Source organism: Streptococcus sp. FSL K6-1323 (genome assembly GCF_038630745.1).
GTDB classification, from domain to species: Bacteria; Bacillota; Bacilli; order Lactobacillales; family Streptococcaceae; genus Streptococcus; species Streptococcus salivarius_D.
The window spans coordinates 2,114,881-2,132,528 of the sequence record NZ_CP152039.1 but is presented as its reverse complement, the minus strand read 5'-3'; the positions used below and the strand labels follow the sequence as shown (position 1 = coordinate 2,132,528).

The following is a 17,648-nucleotide window of genomic DNA, read 5'->3' as shown; positions in this document are numbered from 1 at the left end:
AAAGGAGAAATTAACGTGGGTATTAAAGTTTATAAACCAACGACAAATGGCCGTCGTAACATGACTTCTTTGGATTTCGCAGAAATCACTACAAGCACTCCTGAAAAATCATTGCTTGTTTCTCTTAAGAACAAAGCTGGTCGTAACAACAACGGTCGTATCACTGTACGTCACCAAGGTGGCGGACACAAACGTCACTACCGTTTGATTGACTTCAAACGTAACAAAGATGGCGTTGAAGCAGTTGTTAAAACAATTGAGTATGATCCAAACCGTACTGCAAACATCGCTCTTGTACACTACACTGACGGGGTTAAAGCTTACATCATCGCACCTAAAGGTCTTGAAGTAGGTCAACGTATCGTTTCAGGTCCAGATGCGGATATCAAGATTGGTAACGCTCTTCCACTTGCAAACATCCCAGTTGGTACAGTTATCCACAACATTGAGCTTCAACCAGGTAAAGGTGCTGAACTTATCCGTGCCGCTGGTGCTTCTGCTCAAGTTTTGGGTCAAGAAGGTAAATACGTACTTGTTCGTCTTCAATCTGGCGAAGTTCGTATGGTTCTTGGTACATGTCGTGCAACTATCGGTACTGTAGGTAACGAACAACAATCACTTATCAACCTTGGTAAAGCCGGCCGTAATCGCTGGAAAGGTATTCGCCCAACAGTTCGTGGTTCTGTAATGAACCCTAACGATCACCCACACGGTGGTGGTGAAGGTAAAGCACCAGTTGGACGTAAAGCGCCATCTACTCCATGGGGTAAACCTGCGCTTGGTCTTAAAACTCGTAACAAGAAAGCTAAATCTGACAAACTTATCGTTCGTCGTCGTAACGAAAAATAATTTAGTCGCTTAGCACATAACATCCGCCAACTCGGTAGCGCTTCTTAGTGCAAGCCGCTGTGGTACATTCAATTTAAAGGAGAAAACTACAAAATGGGACGTAGTCTTAAAAAAGGACCTTTCGTCGATGAGCATTTGATGAAAAAAGTTGAAGCTCAAGCAAATGACGAAAAGAAAAAAGTAATTAAAACTTGGTCACGTCGTTCAACGATTTTCCCAAGTTTCATCGGATACACTATCGCAGTTTATGATGGACGTAAACACGTTCCTGTTTACATCCAAGAAGACATGGTAGGTCACAAACTTGGTGAATTTGCACCAACTCGTACTTACAAAGGTCACGCAGCTGACGATAAGAAAACACGTCGTTAATAGGAGGAGGACACAATGGCAGAAATTACTTCAGCTAAAGCAATGGCTCGTACAGTGCGTGTTTCACCTCGTAAAACACGTCTTGTTCTTGATCTTATCCGTGGTAAGAACGTTGCTGATGCAATCGCAATCTTGAAATTCACTCCAAACAAAGCAGCACGCATTGTTGAGAAAACTCTTAACTCTGCTATCGCTAACGCAGAAAACAACTTTGGTTTGGAAAAAGCTAACTTGGTAGTATCTGAAACATTCGCAAACGAAGGACCAACAATGAAACGTTTCCGTCCACGTGCGAAAGGTTCAGCTTCACCAATCAACAAACGCACAACTCACGTAACTGTAGTTGTGTCAGAAAAATAAGGAGGTAAACTCGTGGGTCAAAAAGTACATCCAATTGGTATGCGTGTCGGGATCATCCGTGACTGGGATGCGAAATGGTATGCTGAAAAAGAATACGCAGATTACCTTCACGAAGATTTGGCAATCCGCAAATTCATTCAAAAAGAACTTGCAGACGCTTCAGTTTCAACTATTGAAATCGAACGTGCTGTAAACAAAGTTATTGTTTCACTTCACACTGCTAAACCAGGTATGGTTATCGGTAAAGGTGGATCAAACGTTGACGCTCTTCGCGCTCAACTTAACAAATTGACTGGAAAACAAGTACACATCAACATCGTTGAAATCAAGAAACCTGATTTGGACGCTCACCTTGTTGGTGAAACAATTGCTCGTCAACTTGAGCAACGTGTTGCTTTCCGTCGTGCACAAAAACAAGCTATCCAACGTGCAATGCGTGCTGGAGCTAAAGGAATCAAAACTCAAGTATCAGGTCGTTTGAACGGTGCAGATATCGCCCGTGCAGAAGGATACTCTGAAGGTACAGTTCCACTTCACACACTTCGCGCTGATATCGATTACGCTTGGGAAGAAGCTGACACAACTTACGGTAAACTTGGTGTTAAAGTTTGGATCTACCGTGGAGAAGTTCTTCCAGCTCGTAAAAACACTAAAGGAGGCAAATAACAAATGTTAGTACCTAAACGTGTTAAACACCGTCGTGAATTCCGTGGAAAAATGCGCGGTGAGGCTAAAGGTGGTAAAGAAGTATCATTCGGTGAATACGGTCTTCAAGCTACAACTAGCCACTGGATCACAAACCGTCAAATCGAGGCTGCTCGTATTGCCATGACTCGTTACATGAAACGTGGTGGTAAGGTTTGGATCAAGATCTTCCCACACAAATCATACACTGCTAAAGCTATCGGTGTACGTATGGGTTCTGGTAAAGGGGCACCTGAAGGTTGGGTAGCACCAGTTAAACGTGGTAAAGTAATGTTCGAAATCGCAGGTGTTTCTGAAGAAGTTGCACGTGAAGCACTTCGTCTTGCTAGCCACAAATTGCCAGTTAAATGTAAATTCGTGAAACGTGAAGCAGAATAAGGAGAAGACATGAAACTTGAAGAAATCAAAAAGTTTGTTGCTGAGCTTCGTGGCTTGTCTCAAGAAGAGCTTGCTAAAAAAGAAAACGAACTTAAGAAAGAACTTTTCGACCTTCGTTTCCAAGCTGCAGCAGGTCAACTTGATCAAACTGCCCGTTTGAACGAAGTGAAAAAACAAATTGCACGTGTTAAAACTGTGCAATCTGAAATCAAATAATAGATTGGGAAAGGAGCAATTCTAATAATGGAACGTAATCAACGTAAAACCCTTGTTGGACGCGTAGTATCTGACAAGATGGATAAAACAATCACAGTTGTAGTTGAAACTAAACGTAACCACCCAGTCTATGGTAAACGTATCAACTATTCTAAAAAATACAAAGCACATGATGAAAACAACGTTGCTAAAGAAGGCGATATCGTTCGTATCATGGAAACTCGCCCACTTTCAGCTACAAAACGCTTCCGTCTTGTAGAAGTTGTGGAAGAAGCTGTTATTATCTAATAAAACTAAAAGGAGACAATTGAAATGATTCAACAAGAAAGTCGCTTAAAAGTTGCTGATAATAGCGGTGCTCGTGAAATCTTGACTATCAAAGTTCTTGGTGGTTCAGGACGTAAATTCGCTAACATCGGCGACGTTATCGTTGCAACTGTTAAACAAGCTACACCAGGTGGAGCTGTTAAAAAAGGTGATGTTGTTAAAGCTGTTATCGTTCGTACAAAAACTGGTGCTCGCCGTCCAGACGGTTCATACATCAAGTTTGATGACAACGCTGCAGTAATCATCCGCGATGACAAAACTCCTCGTGGAACTCGTATCTTTGGCCCTGTTGCACGTGAATTGCGTGAAGGTGGATACATGCGTATCGTATCTTTGGCGCCAGAAGTACTTTAATCTGAATTAACACAAACTTAGTCCCCTGATATAGTCAGGGTGCCCATTAGGGCGTAAGAAATAATAGGAGAAATACTCAAATGTTTGTAAAAAAAGGCGATAAAGTTCGCGTTATTGCTGGTAAAGACAAAGGAACTGAAGCAGTAGTTCTTAAAGCTCTTCCAAAAGTAAACAAAGTTGTTGTTGAAGGTGTTGCAATCATCAAAAAACACCAAAAACCATCAGCTGAAAACCCTCAAGGTGCTATCGTGGAAAAAGAAGCACCAATCCATGCTTCAAACGTTCAAGTTCTTGACAAGAACGGTGTAGCTGGACGTGTAGGTTACAAAGTTGTTGACGGCAAAAAAGTTCGTTACAACAAAAAATCAGGCGAAGTGCTTGACTAATCACGAAGGAAAGGAGAAAGTATTAAATGGCTAACCGTCTTAAAGAAAAATACACTAACGAAGTAATTCCAGCTTTGACTGAAAAATTTAACTATTCTTCAGTTATGGCTGTGCCAAAAGTTGATAAAATCGTTATCAACATGGGTGTTGGTGAAGCTGTAAACAACGCTAAAACTCTTGAAAAAGCTGCTGCTGAGTTGGCACTTATTTCAGGTCAAAAACCATTGATTACTAAAGCTAAGAAATCAATCGCTGGCTTCCGTCTTCGTGAAGGTGTAGCGATCGGTGCTAAAGTTACCCTTCGTGGTGAACGCATGTACGAATTCTTGGATAAATTGGTATCAGTATCACTTCCACGTGTTCGTGACTTCCATGGTGTTCCAACTAAATCATTTGATGGACGTGGTAACTACACACTTGGTGTTAAAGAACAACTTATCTTCCCAGAAATCAACTTCGACGATGTTGATAAAGTACGTGGTATGGATATCGTTATCGTAACTACTGCTAACACTGACGAAGAAGGTCGTGAATTGCTTAAAGGCCTTGGAATGCCTTTTGCAAAATAATCTAGGAGGTAAATAAATTGGCTAAAAAATCAATGATTGCTAAGAACAAACGCCCTGCGAAGTTCTCTACGCAAGCTTACACTCGTTGCGAACGTTGTGGACGTCCACACTCAGTTTATCGCAAATTTAAACTTTGCCGTGTTTGCTTCCGTGAATTGGCTTACAAAGGTCAAATTCCAGGTGTTACCAAAGCTTCTTGGTAAAAACATGGTACAATCAATTTAGTTTTACCTAATTTGATTGTATTAAACACAATCTGAGCCTAGCTCAATCATTAACTAGCAAGTGAATTATTCAAACTACTAGTAAGAGGAGAAAATATAAAATGGTTATGACTGACCCAATTGCAGATTTCTTGACACGTATTCGTAACGCTAACCAAGCTAAACACGAAGTACTTGAAGTACCTGCATCAAACATTAAAAAAGGTATCGCTGAAATCCTTAAACGTGAAGGTTTCGTAAAAAACGTTGAAGTTATCGAAGATGACAAACAAGGTATCATCCGCGTATTCTTGAAATACGGACAAAACGGTGAACGTGTTATCACTAACTTGAAACGTATCTCAAAACCAGGTCTTCGTGTTTACTCTAAACGTGAAGATGTTCCTAAAGTTCTTAACGGACTTGGAATCGCGATCATCTCTACTTCAGAAGGTCTTTTGACTGACAAAGAAGCTCGTCAAAAGAACGTTGGTGGAGAAGTTATCGCTTACGTTTGGTAAGAAGCTGATACTAAGCACTTATCTCAAATGATTTGTGCGAGTTTCGTTGATTATATTCGATGAAACTCATCCCCGTGAAAACTAGTCACTTTGTGGCTTGATAATCTAACAGGAGAATTAAATACTATGTCACGTATTGGTAATAAAGTTATTACTTTGCCTGCTGGTGTTGAAGTAACAAACAACGATAACGTTGTTACTGTTAAAGGACCTAAAGGCGAACTCACTCGTGAGTTTAACAAAAACATTGAAATCAAAGTTGAAGGCAACGAAGTTACACTTCACCGTCCAAACGACTCAAAAGAAAACAAAACAATCCACGGTACTTCACGTGCAAACTTGAACAACATGGTTGTTGGTGTTTCTGAAGGTTTCAAAAAAGAACTTGAAATGCGCGGTGTCGGATATCGTGCGCAACTCCAAGGAACAAAACTTGTTCTTTCAGTTGGTAAATCTCACCAAGACGAAGTTGAAGCTCCAGAAGGTATTACTTTTGAAGTACCATCTGCAACTTCAATCGTTGTAAGTGGTATTAACAAAGAAGTTGTTGGTCAAACAGCTGCTTACATCCGTAGCCTTCGTTCACCAGAACCTTACAAAGGTAAAGGTATCCGTTACGTTGGTGAATACGTACGTCGTAAAGAAGGTAAAACTGGTAAATAATAGGATTTTATTCTTTTGGCAATTCTTTTTGGATTGTCTCTTTACCAAAAGCTCTTATGAGCAAGCATTATAATTAAGAGGTGAAAATTGTGATTTCGAAACCAGATAAAAACAAACTCCGCCAAAAACGCCACCGTCGCGTTCGCGGAAAACTCTCTGGAACTGCTGATCGCCCACGTTTGAACATTTTCCGTTCTAATACAGGCATCTACGCTCAAGTTATTGATGACGTAGCGGGTGTAACGCTCGCAAGTGCATCAACTCTTGATAAAGAAGTTTCTAAAGGAACTAAAACAGAACAAGCCGTTGTTGTCGGTAAACTTGTTGCTGAACGCGCAGTAGCTAAAGGTATTTCTGAAGTGGTGTTTGACCGCGGTGGATATCTCTATCACGGACGTGTTAAAGCTTTGGCTGACTCAGCTCGTGAAAACGGATTGAAATTCTAATAGGGAGGACACTTAATAATGGCATTTAAAGATAATGCAGTAGAACTTGAAGAACGCGTAGTTGCTATCAACCGTGTTACTAAAGTTGTAAAAGGTGGACGCAACATGCGTTTTGCTGCTCTTGTTGTTGTTGGTGACCGTAATGGTCGCGTAGGATTTGGTACTGGTAAATCTCAAGAGGTTCCAGAAGCTATCCGTAAAGCAGTTGAAGCAGCTAAGAAAAACCTTATCGAAGTTCCTATGGTTGGTACAACTATTCCTCACGAAGTTCGTTCAGAATTTGGTGGAGCGAAAGTATTGTTGAAACCAGCTGTTGAAGGGGCTGGGGTTGCCGCTGGTGGTGCAGTTCGTGCCGTCATCGAATTGGCTGGTGTTGCTGATGTAACATCTAAATCACTCGGTTCAAACACTCCAATCAACATCGTTCGTGCGACTGTTGAAGGATTGAAACAACTTAAACGTGCTGAAGAAGTTGCGGCTCTTCGTGGCATTTCAGTATCTGACTTGGCATAAGAAAGGAGATAACAATGGCTCAAATTAAAATTACTTTGACTAAGTCTCCAATCGGACGCAAACCAGAACAACGTAAAACAGTTGTTGCTCTTGGACTTGGTAAATTGAATAGCTCAGTTGTTAAAGAAGACAACGCTGCTATCCGTGGTATGGTCAACGCAGTATCTCACTTGGTAACTGTAGAAGACGTTAAATAAAAATTGATTTAAGTCGTGAGGGTTCCCTTGCGACTTAAACTGAATTTCATGTATAGGCGAGTTTCTAATTAAGCTACCTTACTTGGTTAGAGGCGCTAGCATTTTACAAAAAGAGGAGAAAATAATAATGAAACTTCATGAATTGAAACCTGCTGAAGGTTCTCGTAAAGTCCGTAACCGTGTAGGTCGTGGTACTTCATCTGGTAACGGTAAAACTTCAGGCCGTGGTCAAAAAGGTCAAAAAGCTCGTAGCGGTGGTGGCGTACGTCCAGGATTTGAAGGTGGACAAACTCCATTGTTCCGTCGTCTTCCAAAACGTGGATTCACTAACATCAACGCTAAAGAATACGCACTTGTAAACCTTGATCAATTGAACGTCTTTGAAGATGGTACAGAAGTAACTCCAGCAGTTCTTAAAGAAGCTGGAATCGTTCGTGCTGAAAAATCAGGCGTTAAAGTTCTTGGTAACGGCGAATTGACTAAGAAATTGACTGTTAAAGCAGCTAAATTCTCAAAATCTGCTGAAGCAGCTATCACTGCTAAAGGTGGTTCAATCGAAGTCATCTAATGAGGGGTAACTCATTATGTTCTTTAAACTATTAAAAGACGCATTGAAAGTCAAAAACGTTCGTAATAAGATTTTATTTACAATCTTCATTATTTTCGTTTTTCGTGTAGGGACTCATGTAACAGTTCCTGGTATCAATGCGGAAAGTTTGAAACAATTAAGTGATTTACCTTTCTTGAACATGCTTAACTTGGTGTCTGGTAATGCCATGAATAACTTCTCTATCTTCTCGATGGGGGTTAGTCCTTACATTACAGCATCAATCATTGTCCAACTTTTGCAGATGGATATTTATCCAAAATTTGTAGAGTGGGGCAAACAAGGGGAAGTTGGTCGTCGTAAATTGAACCAAGCGACTCGCTATATTACTCTTGTTTTAGCCTTTGTTCAATCGATTGGTATTACAGCAAGTTTTAATACTCTCTCATCAATTTCATTGGTTAAAACACCAAATGTTTCAACCTACCTATTGATTGGGACAATTCTAACTGCTGGTAGCATAATTGTGACATGGCTTGGTGAACAAATCACAGATAAAGGTTTTGGTAATGGTGTGTCAATGATTATCTTTTCAGGGATCATTGCTTCTATTCCAAAAATGTTCTCAACAATTTACGAGGATTTCTTTGTCAACGTTCGTTCAGGAGAATTGACTCGTTCATATATCATAGTTGCTTTGCTAATTGTGGTAGGTTTGGCGATTGTCTTCTTTACGACATTTGTTCAACAGGCAGAATATCAAATTCCAATTCAATATACTAAATTGGTTCAAGGGGCTCCAACGAGTTCTTACCTTCCATTGAAAGTTAATCCAGCTGGTGTTATTCCCGTTATCTTTGCTAGCTCGATTACAACAATTCCTAGTACTATTCTTCCATTCTTCTCGAAGGTTACATGGTTATCACACTTACAAGGACTACTCTCGTATAATACGCCTAGTGGAATGATTACTTACGCAATATTGATTATCTTGTTCTCATTCTTCTACACATTTGTCCAAGTAAATCCTGAAAAAACTGCAGAAAATCTTCAAAAGAATGGGTCTTACATTCCTAGTGTTCGTCCAGGTCGTGAGACTGAAAAGTATATGTCTTCATTGCTTAAGAGATTGGCAACAATCGGGGCTGTATTTCTCGCGTTTATTTCATTGGCTCCAATTGCGGCTCAACAGTTTATGCACCTTACAAGCTCAATCGCGCTTGGTGGTACATCTCTCTTGATCTTGATTTCAACTGGTATCGAAGGTATGAAACAACTCGAAGGTTACCTATTGAAACGTCAGTACGTTGGATTTATGAATCTTGAAGACTAAGTCTTCTCATGAACAATTGAGAGGGAAAGAAAGGTTACTTTCTGTCCCTTCTCTTTTGTTTTTTGATAACTCTACCAATGTTTTTAAACTTTGATAGAGTTATTTGAAAACAAAAATAAGGAGTTCGTAAGATGAATCTTTTAATTATGGGTCTACCAGGTGCTGGTAAAGGGACTCAAGCTGCAAAAATTGTTGAAGAATTTGGTGTAGCTCACATCTCAACTGGTGATATGTTCCGTGCTGCTATGGCTAACCAAACAGAAATGGGAACTTTGGCAAAATCATTCATCGATAAAGGTGAATTGGTACCAGATGAAGTGACAAACGGAATCGTTAAAGAGCGTTTGGCTGAATCTGATATTGCTGAAAAAGGTTTCTTGCTTGATGGTTATCCACGTACTATTGAGCAAGCTCATGCATTGGATGAAACATTGAAAGCACTTGGTATTAAACTTGACGGTGTAATCAATATTGAAGTTAATCCAGAGAGCTTGGTTGAACGTCTTTCAGGTCGTTTCATTTGTCGCTCATGTGGTGCAACTTACCATAAAGTATTCAACCCAACTAAGGTTGAAGGAACATGTGATGTTTGTGGCGAACATGAATTCTTCCAACGTGAAGATGACAAACCTGAAACTGTTAAACGTCGTCTTGATGTAAACATTGCTCAGGGTGAGCCAATTATTGCACATTATCGTGAGCTTGGTCTTGTATCAGATATTCAAGGTAACCAAGATATCGATGATGTATTCGCTGATGTTAAAAAAGCGATTGCAGCAATTAAATAATTATATAATCTTACTTGCGTATCAGACTTAAGCATGTTATAATACTTTAGTCTGACTTATAATTGTTACCTCTGTGCTCAGAGGAAATCAAATCGAAATTTTAGGGGGTACTTTTGCGTGGCAAAAGAAGACGTGATTGAAATTGAAGGTAAAGTTGTAGAAACTATGCCTAATGCTATGTTTACTGTTGAATTGGAAAATGGACACCAAATTTTGGCGACAGTTTCTGGTAAAATCCGTAAAAACTACATTCGTATTTTGGTCGGTGACCGTGTGACTGTTGAAATGAGTCCTTATGATTTGACACGTGGACGCATCACATACCGCTTTAAATAATCGAAATAATTGGAGGGATTAAAACATGAAGGTAAGACCATCGGTTAAACCAATTTGCGAATACTGTAAAGTTATTCGTCGTAACGGTCGTGTTATGGTAATTTGTCCAACAAATCCAAAACACAAACAACGTCAAGGATAATATAGAAAGGAGAAATCATGGCTCGTATTGCTGGAGTTGACATTCCAAACGATAAACGTGTAGTAATTTCACTTACTTACGTATACGGTATCGGACTTGCAACATCTAAGAAAATCTTGGCTGCTGCAGGCGTTTCTGAAGACATCCGCGTTAAAGATTTGACAAACGATCAAGAAGACGCTATCCGTCGCGAAGTGGATGCAATCAAAGTTGAAGGTGACCTTCGTCGTGAAGTTAACCTTAACATCAAACGTTTGATGGAAATCGGTTCATACCGTGGTATCCGTCACCGTCGTGGACTTCCTGTCCGTGGACAAAACACTAAAAACAATGCCCGCACTCGTAAAGGTAAAGCTGTTGCGATTGCAGGTAAGAAAAAATAATTAAAATAAAATAGGAGGTAAAAACATTGGCTAAACCAACACGTAAACGTCGTGTGAAAAAGAATATCGAATCTGGTATTGCTCACATTCACGCTACTTTCAATAACACTATTGTTATGATTACAGATGTGCATGGTAACGCTGTAGCATGGTCATCAGCTGGTGCTCTTGGTTTCAAAGGTTCTCGTAAATCTACACCATTTGCTGCACAAATGGCTTCAGAAGCTGCTGCTAAATCTGCACAAGAACATGGTCTTAAAACAGTTGAAGTAACTGTTAAAGGTCCTGGTTCAGGTCGTGAGTCTGCTATCCGTGCTCTTGCTGCTGCAGGTCTTGAAGTAACAGCAATCCGTGATGTAACACCTGTACCACATAATGGTTGTCGTCCTCCAAAACGTCGTCGTGTGTAATCTTTAATAACAATAGTACACAAGGTTCGTTTCGAGGGAGTATAATAAATGATTGAGTTTGAAAAACCAATAATAACAAAAATTGATGAAAATAAAGATTACGGCAAATTTGTCATCGAACCACTAGAACGTGGTTATGGTACAACTTTGGGTAACTCTCTTCGTCGTGTACTTTTGTCATCACTTCCAGGTGCTGCCGTAACATCAATTAAGATTGATGGAGTACTCCACGAATTTGATACCGTACCAGGCGTCCGTGAAGACGTGATGCAAATCATCCTTAATATTAAAGGACTTGCTGTAAAATCTTACGTCGAAGACGAAAAAACAATTGAACTTGATGTCCAAGGTCCAGCTGAAGTTACTGCTGGAGATATCTTGACTGATAGCGACATTGAAATTGTTAACCCTGATCATTATCTTTTCACTATCGCTGAAGGAGCTTCTTTGAAAGCGACTATGACAGTAGCTACAAACCGTGGTTATGTTCCAGCAGATGAAAACAAGAAAGATGATGCACCAGTGGGAACATTGGCTGTAGATTCAATCTACACACCAGTGAAAAAAGTCAATTATCAAGTTGAACCTGCCCGTGTAGGTAGCAACGATGGTTTTGATAAATTGACAATCGAAATCATGACAAACGGAACAATCATCCCTGAAGATGCCCTCGGTCTCTCGGCTCGCGTTTTGATTGAACACTTGAACTTGTTTACTGACCTTACTGACGTTGCTAAAGCTACTGATGTAATGAAAGAAACTGAAAAAGTGAACGATGAAAAGGTGCTTGACCGTACCATCGAAGAACTTGATTTGTCTGTACGCTCATATAACTGTTTGAAACGTGCCGGTATTAATACCGTTCATGATTTGACAGAAAAAACTGAGCCTGAAATGATGAAAGTCCGTAACCTAGGTCGTAAATCTCTTGAAGAAGTCAAAGTTAAGTTGGCTGATCTTGGACTTGGACTCAAAAACAATAAATAATAATATAGGAGGATAACATGGCTTACCGTAAACTTGGACGCACAAGCTCACAACGTAAAGCGGTTCTTCGTGATTTGACTACAGATCTTATCATTAACGAAGCAATCGTTACAACTGAAGCACGTGCTAAAGAAATCCGTAAAACAGTTGAAAAAATGATCACTCTTGGTAAACGTGGTGATTTGCACGCACGTCGTCAAGCAGCTGCATTTGTACGTAACGAAATTGCATCTGAAAGCTATGATGAAGCAACTGATAAATATACATCAACAACTGCTCTTCAAAAACTTTTCTCAGAAATCGCACCTCGTTATGCTGAACGTAACGGTGGATACACTCGTATCCTTAAAACAGAACCACGTCGTGGCGATGCTGCCCCAATGGCAATCATCGAACTTGTTTAATTTTTATCAATTTTGTTGAGTGTTATGATGATGGAATAGCTTAGCTTTTCTTAGTCTAGCTCTGGTCTACCGCTGGGCAAACGCCTAGCGGGAACACTCATCATAAAAATGGGAATAAATAAGCATGTAACGCTTGTTTACGAAAGGTAATACTGTTATTTTTCGTAAGCAGGCGTTTTTTTGGGCTATAAATCGTCTGAATATTTTGATATAATGAAATAAGCTTATTTCAAAAAGGGGGACATTATTTTGACAACAGCCAAGGAACTGCTTAAGCAAAGGTATTATGAGCCAATTAAGGAGCAACCGGAATTATTTGTGGGGATTGAGTTGGAATACCCAGTTGTTAATTTGAGTGGTAATGCTACAGATGTCTCTCTTACAAAACAGTTACTAGTCTATCTCTTGGATAATTTTGATTTTCAAGCTGATAAGTATGATTCTGATAACAATCCCATTCAGCTTATCGATAAAGCTTCTGGAGATATGATTCTTTTTGAAGTCTCCTACAATACGATTGAGTTTGCTTTTGCAAAGGCTGAAAGAATCTCTGAGGTTGAGGAACGTTTGGATACTTACCTCGGTATAATCCAACCTTATCTGCAGAATCATAATCATGAGTTGCAAGGTTGGGGAGTGAATCCAAACTGGGCAAAAAATGACAACAGACCTGTTAAATCTCCTCGTTATGAGATGCTTATGGATTTTCTCGAGCTATCTAAAGCAAAGAAGGATCCTTTCTTTCATGATTATCCAGAATATGGTTCTTTCATCTGTGGGAGTCAGGTACAGTTAGATGTTTCAAAAACGTCCTATTTAAGGGTTTTAAATGCTTTTAATCAAATAGAGGGACCCAAAGCAGTATTATTGGCAAACTCTGAATTTTGGGGCTCAGATTGGGATTTAGCGCTTTCTCGTGATGTTTTCTGGGAGATTTCCATGCATGGTGTGTTTGAGGAAAATGCAGGGGTATTTCCCAAGGTGTTTAAGAGCGTAGATGACTATTTTTCTTACTTGTCTGAGACAGCCATTTTTACTGCTAAGCGTGGTGATGAAACCTACTATTTTGAACCAATACGTGCTAAAGACTATCTCAGTACGTCATCTGTCAAAGCACACTCTATTCATGGCGAAGTAGTCACTATTGAGCCAAGTGAGGAAGATTTTAAGACTCACCGTTCTTATCAATTCCAAGATTTAACGACGCGAGGGACGATTGAGTTTCGCAGTGTTTGTACCCAACCTTTCTCATCAACCTTTGCACCAGCAGCCTTTCACCTTGGTCTTTTAGTCAATTTGGAAAATTTGGAAAATATTTTGAATGACTCACCTTTTTTTGAAGCATTTGACTATGATTTTCCTAAAATTCGTCGTTTATTTTCGAAAAAGGATATTTCTGCTACAGATCTCAAAATGATTTTACCTTTGACAGAATCGCTATTGTCTTGTGCTGAGGATGGCTTAAAATCGCGTGGTTTTGGAGAAGAAGTCTACTTAGCTCCCCTTAGAGAGAAATTAGATAAACTGAATAAGAGTTTAGCTTAACCTTTGATAAAAGATATACATAGATAACTTTTGCTAAAAAATTTAAAAAAAGGCAAAAAAGTATTGACGTCAGCAAACAATAAATGGTATTATATAGTAGTTGTTTCGAAAGAGACAAGAGAAAGTTATAAAAACTTTCAAAAAAAGTATTGACACGAGTTGTCAATCTTGATATAATAACTAATGTTGTTAGCGGAAATGGCGGAATTGGCAGACGCGCAGGACTAAGGATCCTGTGACCGCTTTAGGTCGTGAGGGTTCAAGTCCCTCTTTCCGCAGAGTAACCAGTCAGATGACTGGTTTTTTTGTATTAAAAAATCAAAACGCTTACAAATTGTAGAAAAGCTAGTTTTTTGAGTCTAATTGTGATAGAATAAACTTGTAAACGGGTTCAAACCCAAAAAAATATAGGAGGCCTTTATAATGGCAATCGTTTCAGCAGAAAAATTTGTCCAAGCAGCTCGTGATAATGGTTACGCAGTTGGTGGATTTAACACAAACAACCTTGAGTGGACTCAAGCTATCTTGCGTGCAGCAGAAGCTAAACAAGCTCCAGTACTTATCCAAACTTCTATGGGTGCAGCTAAGTACATGGGTGGTTACAAATTGTGTAAAGTTCTTATCGAAGAATTGGTTGAATCAATGGGTATCACTGTACCAGTTGCTATTCACCTTGACCACGGTCACTACGATGATGCTTTGGAATGTATCCGTGTAGGTTACACTTCAGTTATGTTTGATGGTTCACACCTTCCAGTTGAAGAAAACCTTGAAAAAGCAGCTAAAGTTGTTGAATTTGCACACGCTAACGGTGTATCAGTTGAAGCTGAAGTTGGTACAATCGGTGGTGAAGAAGATGGTATCATCGGTGATGGTGAATTGGCACCAATCGAAGATGCTAAAGCTATGGTTGCAACTGGTATCGACTTCCTTGCAGCAGGTATCGGTAACATCCACGGTCCTTACCCAGAAAACTGGAGCGGACTTCACCTTGACCACTTGCAAAAATTGACAGAAGCTGTTCCTAACTTCCCAATCGTATTGCACGGTGGATCAGGTATTCCTGACGATCAAATCCAAGCAGCTATCAAACTTGGTGTTGCTAAAGTTAACGTTAACACTGAATGTCAAATCGCATTTGCTAACGCAACACGTAAATTTGTTGCTGAATACGAAGCAAATGAAGCAGAATACGACAAGAAGAAACTCTTCGACCCACGTAAATTCTTGAAACCAGGTTTCGAAGCTATTACAGAAGCTGTTGAAGAACGTATCGACGTATTCGGTTCAGCAAACAAAGCTTAATTAGACTATATAAGCTTGAAAATAAAGGGTTTGTCCAACATGGACAAGCCTTTTTCTTATGTTTTGCCCCCATTTTGCCCCCGATTTCTAAATTTCAGTTCGTTTTGATTATAGAAGTAGCGCAAACAAAGCTTAATTAGCTTATTAAAACAAGGTCCTTTTCGGATCTTGTTTTTTTGTACCAAAATAAATAGTAATTAATCTGTGATTGAGAGTAAACAAATTTTAAAGAGTGGATATGGCTTTGGTTGATAGATTCTATTTCCTAACTTTTTAAGATATGCTATAATATGAATATGTTTGATAATTATATTGTACCTGTATTTTTTGGTGGTGGAGCTCTTGCTCTACTAGGTTTAGTGTTATTTGGTTGGGCCTTGCCTTCATTTTTGAAGGGTAAGTGGTCTTATTTGATTTCTTTGCTAGGTTTAGGTTTGGTTGCTTTTGCCTATTTTGATTCGGCAATTGTTATCACTTATAAAATCTGGCTTGGATTGCTAGGTGTTATCATGGTTGGTTGGGGACTTCCTTTCAACAATCGTAAGGGACGCCGTGCGATGACTATTTTTTGGGCTATCATGGCAATCGTTGTAGGTATTGCTGCTATTGCATTCACTATTGCTTATGGTGTTATTAACCGCCACTAACATGAAACTGTAAAACATGCTATAATAATGGCATGTTTTATTTTATGACCCTATCATTTATTATCATGCCTGCCTTGGGTTGCTTCTTAATAGGTTTGGCTTTTGCTAAATCAGATCGTTGGGACTTTTCTTGGATTTTATCCTTAATTGGTTTGGTGGCCTTTATTTCTTCTTTTTGGCTTATAGCACGCGTAGATTTATGGTTTATGCTAAGTTATAGTGTTGGTCCTTTTTTGATGGGATTTGGTTTCTCTTGGGATCTAAGTAAGAAACGCCGTAGGCAGTTATTATTATTAGGGGTATTTTTCCTTATCTTTTTTGTGATTCTGTACTATCTTATTGTGCGAATCCTGAATACAGCTGTTGTCTAAAGGAGGGCTGTTGTGATGTTGCTAGATTTAGAAGAGAAGACACGTGTGCTTGTAGAAGATATTGTTGAACGTTCAGCTATTGGGAGAGGAGCTATCTTTGTCTTGGGCCTGTCTTCCAGTGAGGTTGCTGGTGGGACTATCGGCAAAGCCTCTAGCCGCGAAATTGGTCAACGAATTGTGAAAACTATTCTTGAGGTTTTGGAACCTAAAGGGATTTACTTGGCTGTTCAGGGCTGTGAACATTTGAATCGTGCTTTGGTTGTCGAGCGTGAGCTTGCCATGGCTAAAGATTTGGAAATTGTGAATGTTCTTCCTACCTTGCACGCTGGGGGAAGTGGTCAGCTGGCTGCTTTCGACTATATGAAGGATCCTGTTGAGGTGGAGGAAATTGTCGCTCAGGCTGGTATTGATATTGGAGATACCTCTATTGGTATGCATGTGAAGAGGGTCCAAGTTCCTCTTCGCCCTATTATTCCAGAATTAGGTGGTGCCCATGTGACTGCTTTGGCTAGTCGTCCTAAGTTAATTGGTGGTGCTCGTGCGGAGTATCTAGCAGATCCTATCCGTAAAAACTAAAAAGTATCGGACAAGAATGTCCGATACTTTTTCTGTTAGCTGGGCTTTTCGTTTTAATGATGGCGCTTGGCATAATCAACAAATTTGAATTTTTCAAGTTTGTGGCGACTTTCCGTAAATTGGAACTGTTTTCCATTGTTTAAATAAACTTTTGAACGGACACAGACGACGTGCTGGTCCTTACCTAGGTCGATAAGAATCTTATCCTGATCGGTAGCATTATCGATAGTGATTTCTTTAAAGGCGTGGGAAATGCTAAGGTTGATCTGATTCTCAATGTAGTCGTAAATAGAGTATTCAGCAATGCTACGGTTTAGTTGCGGAACAAGGCTGGCGTCTAGGTAATCAATATCTATAACAGAGGCACAGCTATCAACGACTCTTTGACGAACAACACGCCAAACCTGTCGGCTATTAGAAAAACCAGTTCTTTCTGAGAGATTTGAATCAACAATGATTTTATCCAGAGAAATAACGTTGGTTTGCGAATTAAGGCCTTGTTGCTCGATTAGCTCCTGGTAACTAGTAAGGTCAGACACAGGAAAGTTGATTTGTTCCTGGTTAATAACCTGAGAACCAGAGCCATGAATTTTTTTGACCAAGCCTTCTTCAACGAGTAAGGTTAATGCCTTTCGTATAGTATCTCTACTAACCTGGTAAGATTGAACCAGTTCTTGCTCGGTGGGGAGAAAGTCTCCCACTTGATACTTTTGCTCATGGATAGCTTTTTCTAAATCCTTATAAATAATCTGATATTTTTTCATCTTTCTCCTCATTTGTAGGTAAAAAAACATACAACCGATGTTTTTTTACAA

Annotated in this window: 31 protein-coding genes and 1 tRNA gene; 31 read left to right on the top strand and 1 reads right to left on the bottom strand. The window is 39.6% G+C overall.

Features of this window, described 5'->3' with window-relative positions; genetic code table 11:
• Window positions 1-15 precede the first annotated feature (15 nt).
• From rplB to NST80_RS09895, 31 genes are all read left to right on the top strand, one after another.
• Complete coding sequence (gene rplB / locus NST80_RS10045) at window positions 16-849, top strand: 50S ribosomal protein L2 (RefSeq protein WP_002887065.1); 834 nt, start codon at window positions 16-18, stop codon at window positions 847-849.
• A 93-nt stretch (window positions 850-942) separates the two neighbouring features.
• Window positions 943-1,221 carry a 30S ribosomal protein S19 gene (gene rpsS / locus NST80_RS10040; protein ID WP_000533765.1) on the top strand — a complete coding sequence of 93 codons (279 nt, stop codon included), beginning with the start codon at window positions 943-945 and terminating at the stop codon, window positions 1,219-1,221.
• Between the two features lie 15 nt (window positions 1,222-1,236).
• On the top strand, window positions 1,237-1,581 hold the full coding sequence (gene rplV / locus NST80_RS10035) for a 50S ribosomal protein L22 (RefSeq protein WP_002887063.1): 345 nt from the start codon (window positions 1,237-1,239) through the stop codon (window positions 1,579-1,581).
• Between the two features lie 12 nt (window positions 1,582-1,593).
• A complete protein-coding gene (gene rpsC / locus NST80_RS10030; protein ID WP_002885727.1) occupies window positions 1,594-2,247 on the top strand; it encodes a 30S ribosomal protein S3 in 654 nt (217 codons plus the stop codon).
• 3 nt (window positions 2,248-2,250) lie between these two features.
• Window positions 2,251-2,664 (top strand): 50S ribosomal protein L16, encoded by a 414-nt coding sequence (rplP, locus tag NST80_RS10025; RefSeq protein WP_000960950.1) that lies wholly within the window; start codon window positions 2,251-2,253, stop codon window positions 2,662-2,664.
• Between the two features lie 9 nt (window positions 2,665-2,673).
• Window positions 2,674-2,880, top strand: coding sequence for a 50S ribosomal protein L29 (rpmC, locus tag NST80_RS10020; RefSeq protein ID WP_002885754.1), 207 nt, complete (start codon window positions 2,674-2,676; stop codon window positions 2,878-2,880).
• Between the two features lie 24 nt (window positions 2,881-2,904).
• Window positions 2,905-3,168, top strand: coding sequence for a 30S ribosomal protein S17 (rpsQ, locus tag NST80_RS10015; RefSeq protein ID WP_232585530.1), 264 nt, complete (start codon window positions 2,905-2,907; stop codon window positions 3,166-3,168).
• 24 nt (window positions 3,169-3,192) lie between these two features.
• The gene (gene rplN / locus NST80_RS10010; RefSeq protein WP_002885711.1) at window positions 3,193-3,561 is read left to right on the top strand and encodes a 50S ribosomal protein L14; all 369 of its coding nucleotides are present in this window, start codon (window positions 3,193-3,195) and stop codon (window positions 3,559-3,561) included.
• 80 nt (window positions 3,562-3,641) lie between these two features.
• Window positions 3,642-3,947 (top strand): 50S ribosomal protein L24, encoded by a 306-nt coding sequence (gene rplX / locus NST80_RS10005; RefSeq protein ID WP_002885874.1) that lies wholly within the window; start codon window positions 3,642-3,644, stop codon window positions 3,945-3,947.
• 26 nt (window positions 3,948-3,973) lie between these two features.
• The gene (gene rplE, locus NST80_RS10000; protein WP_002887058.1) at window positions 3,974-4,516 is read left to right on the top strand and encodes a 50S ribosomal protein L5; all 543 of its coding nucleotides are present in this window, start codon (window positions 3,974-3,976) and stop codon (window positions 4,514-4,516) included.
• A gap of 17 nt (window positions 4,517-4,533) precedes the next feature.
• Window positions 4,534-4,719 (top strand): type Z 30S ribosomal protein S14, encoded by a 186-nt coding sequence (locus NST80_RS09995; protein ID WP_001085699.1) that lies wholly within the window; start codon window positions 4,534-4,536, stop codon window positions 4,717-4,719.
• 122 nt (window positions 4,720-4,841) lie between these two features.
• Complete coding sequence (gene rpsH / locus NST80_RS09990) at window positions 4,842-5,240, top strand: 30S ribosomal protein S8 (protein WP_002885642.1); 399 nt, start codon at window positions 4,842-4,844, stop codon at window positions 5,238-5,240.
• A 126-nt stretch (window positions 5,241-5,366) separates the two neighbouring features.
• The gene (gene rplF, locus NST80_RS09985) at window positions 5,367-5,903 is read left to right on the top strand and encodes a 50S ribosomal protein L6 (RefSeq protein ID WP_002887056.1); all 537 of its coding nucleotides are present in this window, start codon (window positions 5,367-5,369) and stop codon (window positions 5,901-5,903) included.
• An 89-nt stretch (window positions 5,904-5,992) separates the two neighbouring features.
• The gene (gene rplR, locus NST80_RS09980; protein WP_002885810.1) at window positions 5,993-6,349 is read left to right on the top strand and encodes a 50S ribosomal protein L18; all 357 of its coding nucleotides are present in this window, start codon (window positions 5,993-5,995) and stop codon (window positions 6,347-6,349) included.
• Window positions 6,350-6,367: 18 nt separating this feature from the next.
• Window positions 6,368-6,862 (top strand): 30S ribosomal protein S5, encoded by a 495-nt coding sequence (rpsE, locus tag NST80_RS09975; RefSeq protein ID WP_002885626.1) that lies wholly within the window; start codon window positions 6,368-6,370, stop codon window positions 6,860-6,862.
• A 14-nt stretch (window positions 6,863-6,876) separates the two neighbouring features.
• On the top strand, window positions 6,877-7,059 hold the full coding sequence (gene rpmD, locus NST80_RS09970; protein ID WP_002885773.1) for a 50S ribosomal protein L30: 183 nt from the start codon (window positions 6,877-6,879) through the stop codon (window positions 7,057-7,059).
• 127 nt (window positions 7,060-7,186) lie between these two features.
• The gene (gene rplO / locus NST80_RS09965; RefSeq protein ID WP_002885849.1) at window positions 7,187-7,627 is read left to right on the top strand and encodes a 50S ribosomal protein L15; all 441 of its coding nucleotides are present in this window, start codon (window positions 7,187-7,189) and stop codon (window positions 7,625-7,627) included.
• 16 nt (window positions 7,628-7,643) lie between these two features.
• On the top strand, window positions 7,644-8,939 hold the full coding sequence (gene secY / locus NST80_RS09960; RefSeq protein ID WP_002892081.1) for a preprotein translocase subunit SecY: 1,296 nt from the start codon (window positions 7,644-7,646) through the stop codon (window positions 8,937-8,939).
• Between the two features lie 131 nt (window positions 8,940-9,070).
• Window positions 9,071-9,727 carry an adenylate kinase gene (locus NST80_RS09955; protein ID WP_002885632.1) on the top strand — a complete coding sequence of 219 codons (657 nt, stop codon included), beginning with the start codon at window positions 9,071-9,073 and terminating at the stop codon, window positions 9,725-9,727.
• A 117-nt stretch (window positions 9,728-9,844) separates the two neighbouring features.
• Window positions 9,845-10,063: a translation initiation factor IF-1 gene (gene infA / locus NST80_RS09950; protein WP_001040189.1), complete on the top strand. Its 219-nt coding sequence runs from the start codon at window positions 9,845-9,847 to the stop codon at window positions 10,061-10,063.
• A 25-nt stretch (window positions 10,064-10,088) separates the two neighbouring features.
• Window positions 10,089-10,205, top strand: coding sequence for a 50S ribosomal protein L36 (gene rpmJ / locus NST80_RS09945; protein ID WP_000868345.1), 117 nt, complete (start codon window positions 10,089-10,091; stop codon window positions 10,203-10,205).
• 17 nt (window positions 10,206-10,222) lie between these two features.
• Complete coding sequence (gene rpsM, locus NST80_RS09940; protein WP_002885820.1) at window positions 10,223-10,588, top strand: 30S ribosomal protein S13; 366 nt, start codon at window positions 10,223-10,225, stop codon at window positions 10,586-10,588.
• 26 nt (window positions 10,589-10,614) lie between these two features.
• Window positions 10,615-10,998: a 30S ribosomal protein S11 gene (rpsK, locus tag NST80_RS09935; protein WP_002885718.1), complete on the top strand. Its 384-nt coding sequence runs from the start codon at window positions 10,615-10,617 to the stop codon at window positions 10,996-10,998.
• Window positions 10,999-11,046: 48 nt separating this feature from the next.
• Entirely contained in the window at window positions 11,047-11,985 is a 939-nt protein-coding gene (locus NST80_RS09930) for a DNA-directed RNA polymerase subunit alpha (RefSeq protein WP_045769366.1), read from the top strand.
• Between the two features lie 17 nt (window positions 11,986-12,002).
• Window positions 12,003-12,389, top strand: coding sequence for a 50S ribosomal protein L17 (gene rplQ / locus NST80_RS09925; protein WP_002885709.1), 387 nt, complete (start codon window positions 12,003-12,005; stop codon window positions 12,387-12,389).
• Between the two features lie 249 nt (window positions 12,390-12,638).
• The gene (locus NST80_RS09920; RefSeq protein WP_183138287.1) at window positions 12,639-13,934 is read left to right on the top strand and encodes a gamma-glutamylcysteine synthetase; all 1,296 of its coding nucleotides are present in this window, start codon (window positions 12,639-12,641) and stop codon (window positions 13,932-13,934) included.
• 192 nt (window positions 13,935-14,126) lie between these two features.
• A tRNA-Leu gene (locus NST80_RS09915) sits at window positions 14,127-14,212 on the top strand.
• 145 nt (window positions 14,213-14,357) lie between these two features.
• Complete coding sequence (locus NST80_RS09910; RefSeq protein ID WP_064520875.1) at window positions 14,358-15,239, top strand: class II fructose-bisphosphate aldolase; 882 nt, start codon at window positions 14,358-14,360, stop codon at window positions 15,237-15,239.
• Window positions 15,240-15,529: 290 nt separating this feature from the next.
• Window positions 15,530-15,886 carry a hypothetical protein gene (locus NST80_RS09905; protein WP_002885732.1) on the top strand — a complete coding sequence of 119 codons (357 nt, stop codon included), beginning with the start codon at window positions 15,530-15,532 and terminating at the stop codon, window positions 15,884-15,886.
• A 32-nt stretch (window positions 15,887-15,918) separates the two neighbouring features.
• A complete protein-coding gene (locus NST80_RS09900; protein WP_183138286.1) occupies window positions 15,919-16,257 on the top strand; it encodes a hypothetical protein in 339 nt (112 codons plus the stop codon).
• 15 nt (window positions 16,258-16,272) lie between these two features.
• Window positions 16,273-16,833: a TIGR01440 family protein gene (locus NST80_RS09895; protein ID WP_021144703.1), complete on the top strand. Its 561-nt coding sequence runs from the start codon at window positions 16,273-16,275 to the stop codon at window positions 16,831-16,833.
• A 53-nt stretch (window positions 16,834-16,886) separates the two neighbouring features.
• Here NST80_RS09895 and treR read toward each other — a convergent pair whose 3' ends face one another.
• Window positions 16,887-17,597 (bottom strand): trehalose operon repressor, encoded by a 711-nt coding sequence (gene treR, locus NST80_RS09890; protein ID WP_183138285.1) that lies wholly within the window; start codon window positions 17,595-17,597, stop codon window positions 16,887-16,889.
• Between the last annotated feature and the right edge of the window lie 51 nt (window positions 17,598-17,648).

Excerpts from the sequence above, each read along its gene's own strand:
- rpsS (WP_000533765.1), top strand. The coding sequence starts at position 943 with ATGGGACGTAGTCTTAAAAAAGGACCTTTCGTCGATGAGCATTTGATG.
- rplV (WP_002887063.1), top strand. The coding sequence starts at position 1,237 with ATGGCAGAAATTACTTCAGCTAAAGCAATGGCTCGTACAGTGCGTGTT.
- rplP (WP_000960950.1), top strand. The coding sequence starts at position 2,251 with ATGTTAGTACCTAAACGTGTTAAACACCGTCGTGAATTCCGTGGAAAA.
- rpmC (WP_002885754.1), top strand. The coding sequence starts at position 2,674 with ATGAAACTTGAAGAAATCAAAAAGTTTGTTGCTGAGCTTCGTGGCTTG.
- rplN (WP_002885711.1), top strand. The coding sequence starts at position 3,193 with ATGATTCAACAAGAAAGTCGCTTAAAAGTTGCTGATAATAGCGGTGCT.
- rplX (WP_002885874.1), top strand. The coding sequence starts at position 3,642 with ATGTTTGTAAAAAAAGGCGATAAAGTTCGCGTTATTGCTGGTAAAGAC.
- rplE (WP_002887058.1), top strand. The coding sequence starts at position 3,974 with ATGGCTAACCGTCTTAAAGAAAAATACACTAACGAAGTAATTCCAGCT.
- rpsH (WP_002885642.1), top strand. The coding sequence starts at position 4,842 with ATGGTTATGACTGACCCAATTGCAGATTTCTTGACACGTATTCGTAAC.
- rplF (WP_002887056.1), top strand. The coding sequence starts at position 5,367 with ATGTCACGTATTGGTAATAAAGTTATTACTTTGCCTGCTGGTGTTGAA.
- rpsE (WP_002885626.1), top strand. The coding sequence starts at position 6,368 with ATGGCATTTAAAGATAATGCAGTAGAACTTGAAGAACGCGTAGTTGCT.
- rpmD (WP_002885773.1), top strand. The coding sequence starts at position 6,877 with ATGGCTCAAATTAAAATTACTTTGACTAAGTCTCCAATCGGACGCAAA.
- rplO (WP_002885849.1), top strand. The coding sequence starts at position 7,187 with ATGAAACTTCATGAATTGAAACCTGCTGAAGGTTCTCGTAAAGTCCGT.
- secY (WP_002892081.1), top strand. The coding sequence starts at position 7,644 with ATGTTCTTTAAACTATTAAAAGACGCATTGAAAGTCAAAAACGTTCGT.
- NST80_RS09955 (WP_002885632.1), top strand. The coding sequence starts at position 9,071 with ATGAATCTTTTAATTATGGGTCTACCAGGTGCTGGTAAAGGGACTCAA.
- rpmJ (WP_000868345.1), top strand. The coding sequence starts at position 10,089 with ATGAAGGTAAGACCATCGGTTAAACCAATTTGCGAATACTGTAAAGTT.
- rpsM (WP_002885820.1), top strand. The coding sequence starts at position 10,223 with ATGGCTCGTATTGCTGGAGTTGACATTCCAAACGATAAACGTGTAGTA.
- NST80_RS09930 (WP_045769366.1), top strand. The coding sequence starts at position 11,047 with ATGATTGAGTTTGAAAAACCAATAATAACAAAAATTGATGAAAATAAA.
- rplQ (WP_002885709.1), top strand. The coding sequence starts at position 12,003 with ATGGCTTACCGTAAACTTGGACGCACAAGCTCACAACGTAAAGCGGTT.
- NST80_RS09910 (WP_064520875.1), top strand. The coding sequence starts at position 14,358 with ATGGCAATCGTTTCAGCAGAAAAATTTGTCCAAGCAGCTCGTGATAAT.
- NST80_RS09905 (WP_002885732.1), top strand. The coding sequence starts at position 15,530 with ATGAATATGTTTGATAATTATATTGTACCTGTATTTTTTGGTGGTGGA.
- NST80_RS09900 (WP_183138286.1), top strand. The coding sequence starts at position 15,919 with ATGTTTTATTTTATGACCCTATCATTTATTATCATGCCTGCCTTGGGT.
- NST80_RS09895 (WP_021144703.1), top strand. The coding sequence starts at position 16,273 with ATGTTGCTAGATTTAGAAGAGAAGACACGTGTGCTTGTAGAAGATATT.
- treR (WP_183138285.1), bottom strand. The coding sequence starts at position 17,597 with ATGAAAAAATATCAGATTATTTATAAGGATTTAGAAAAAGCTATCCAT.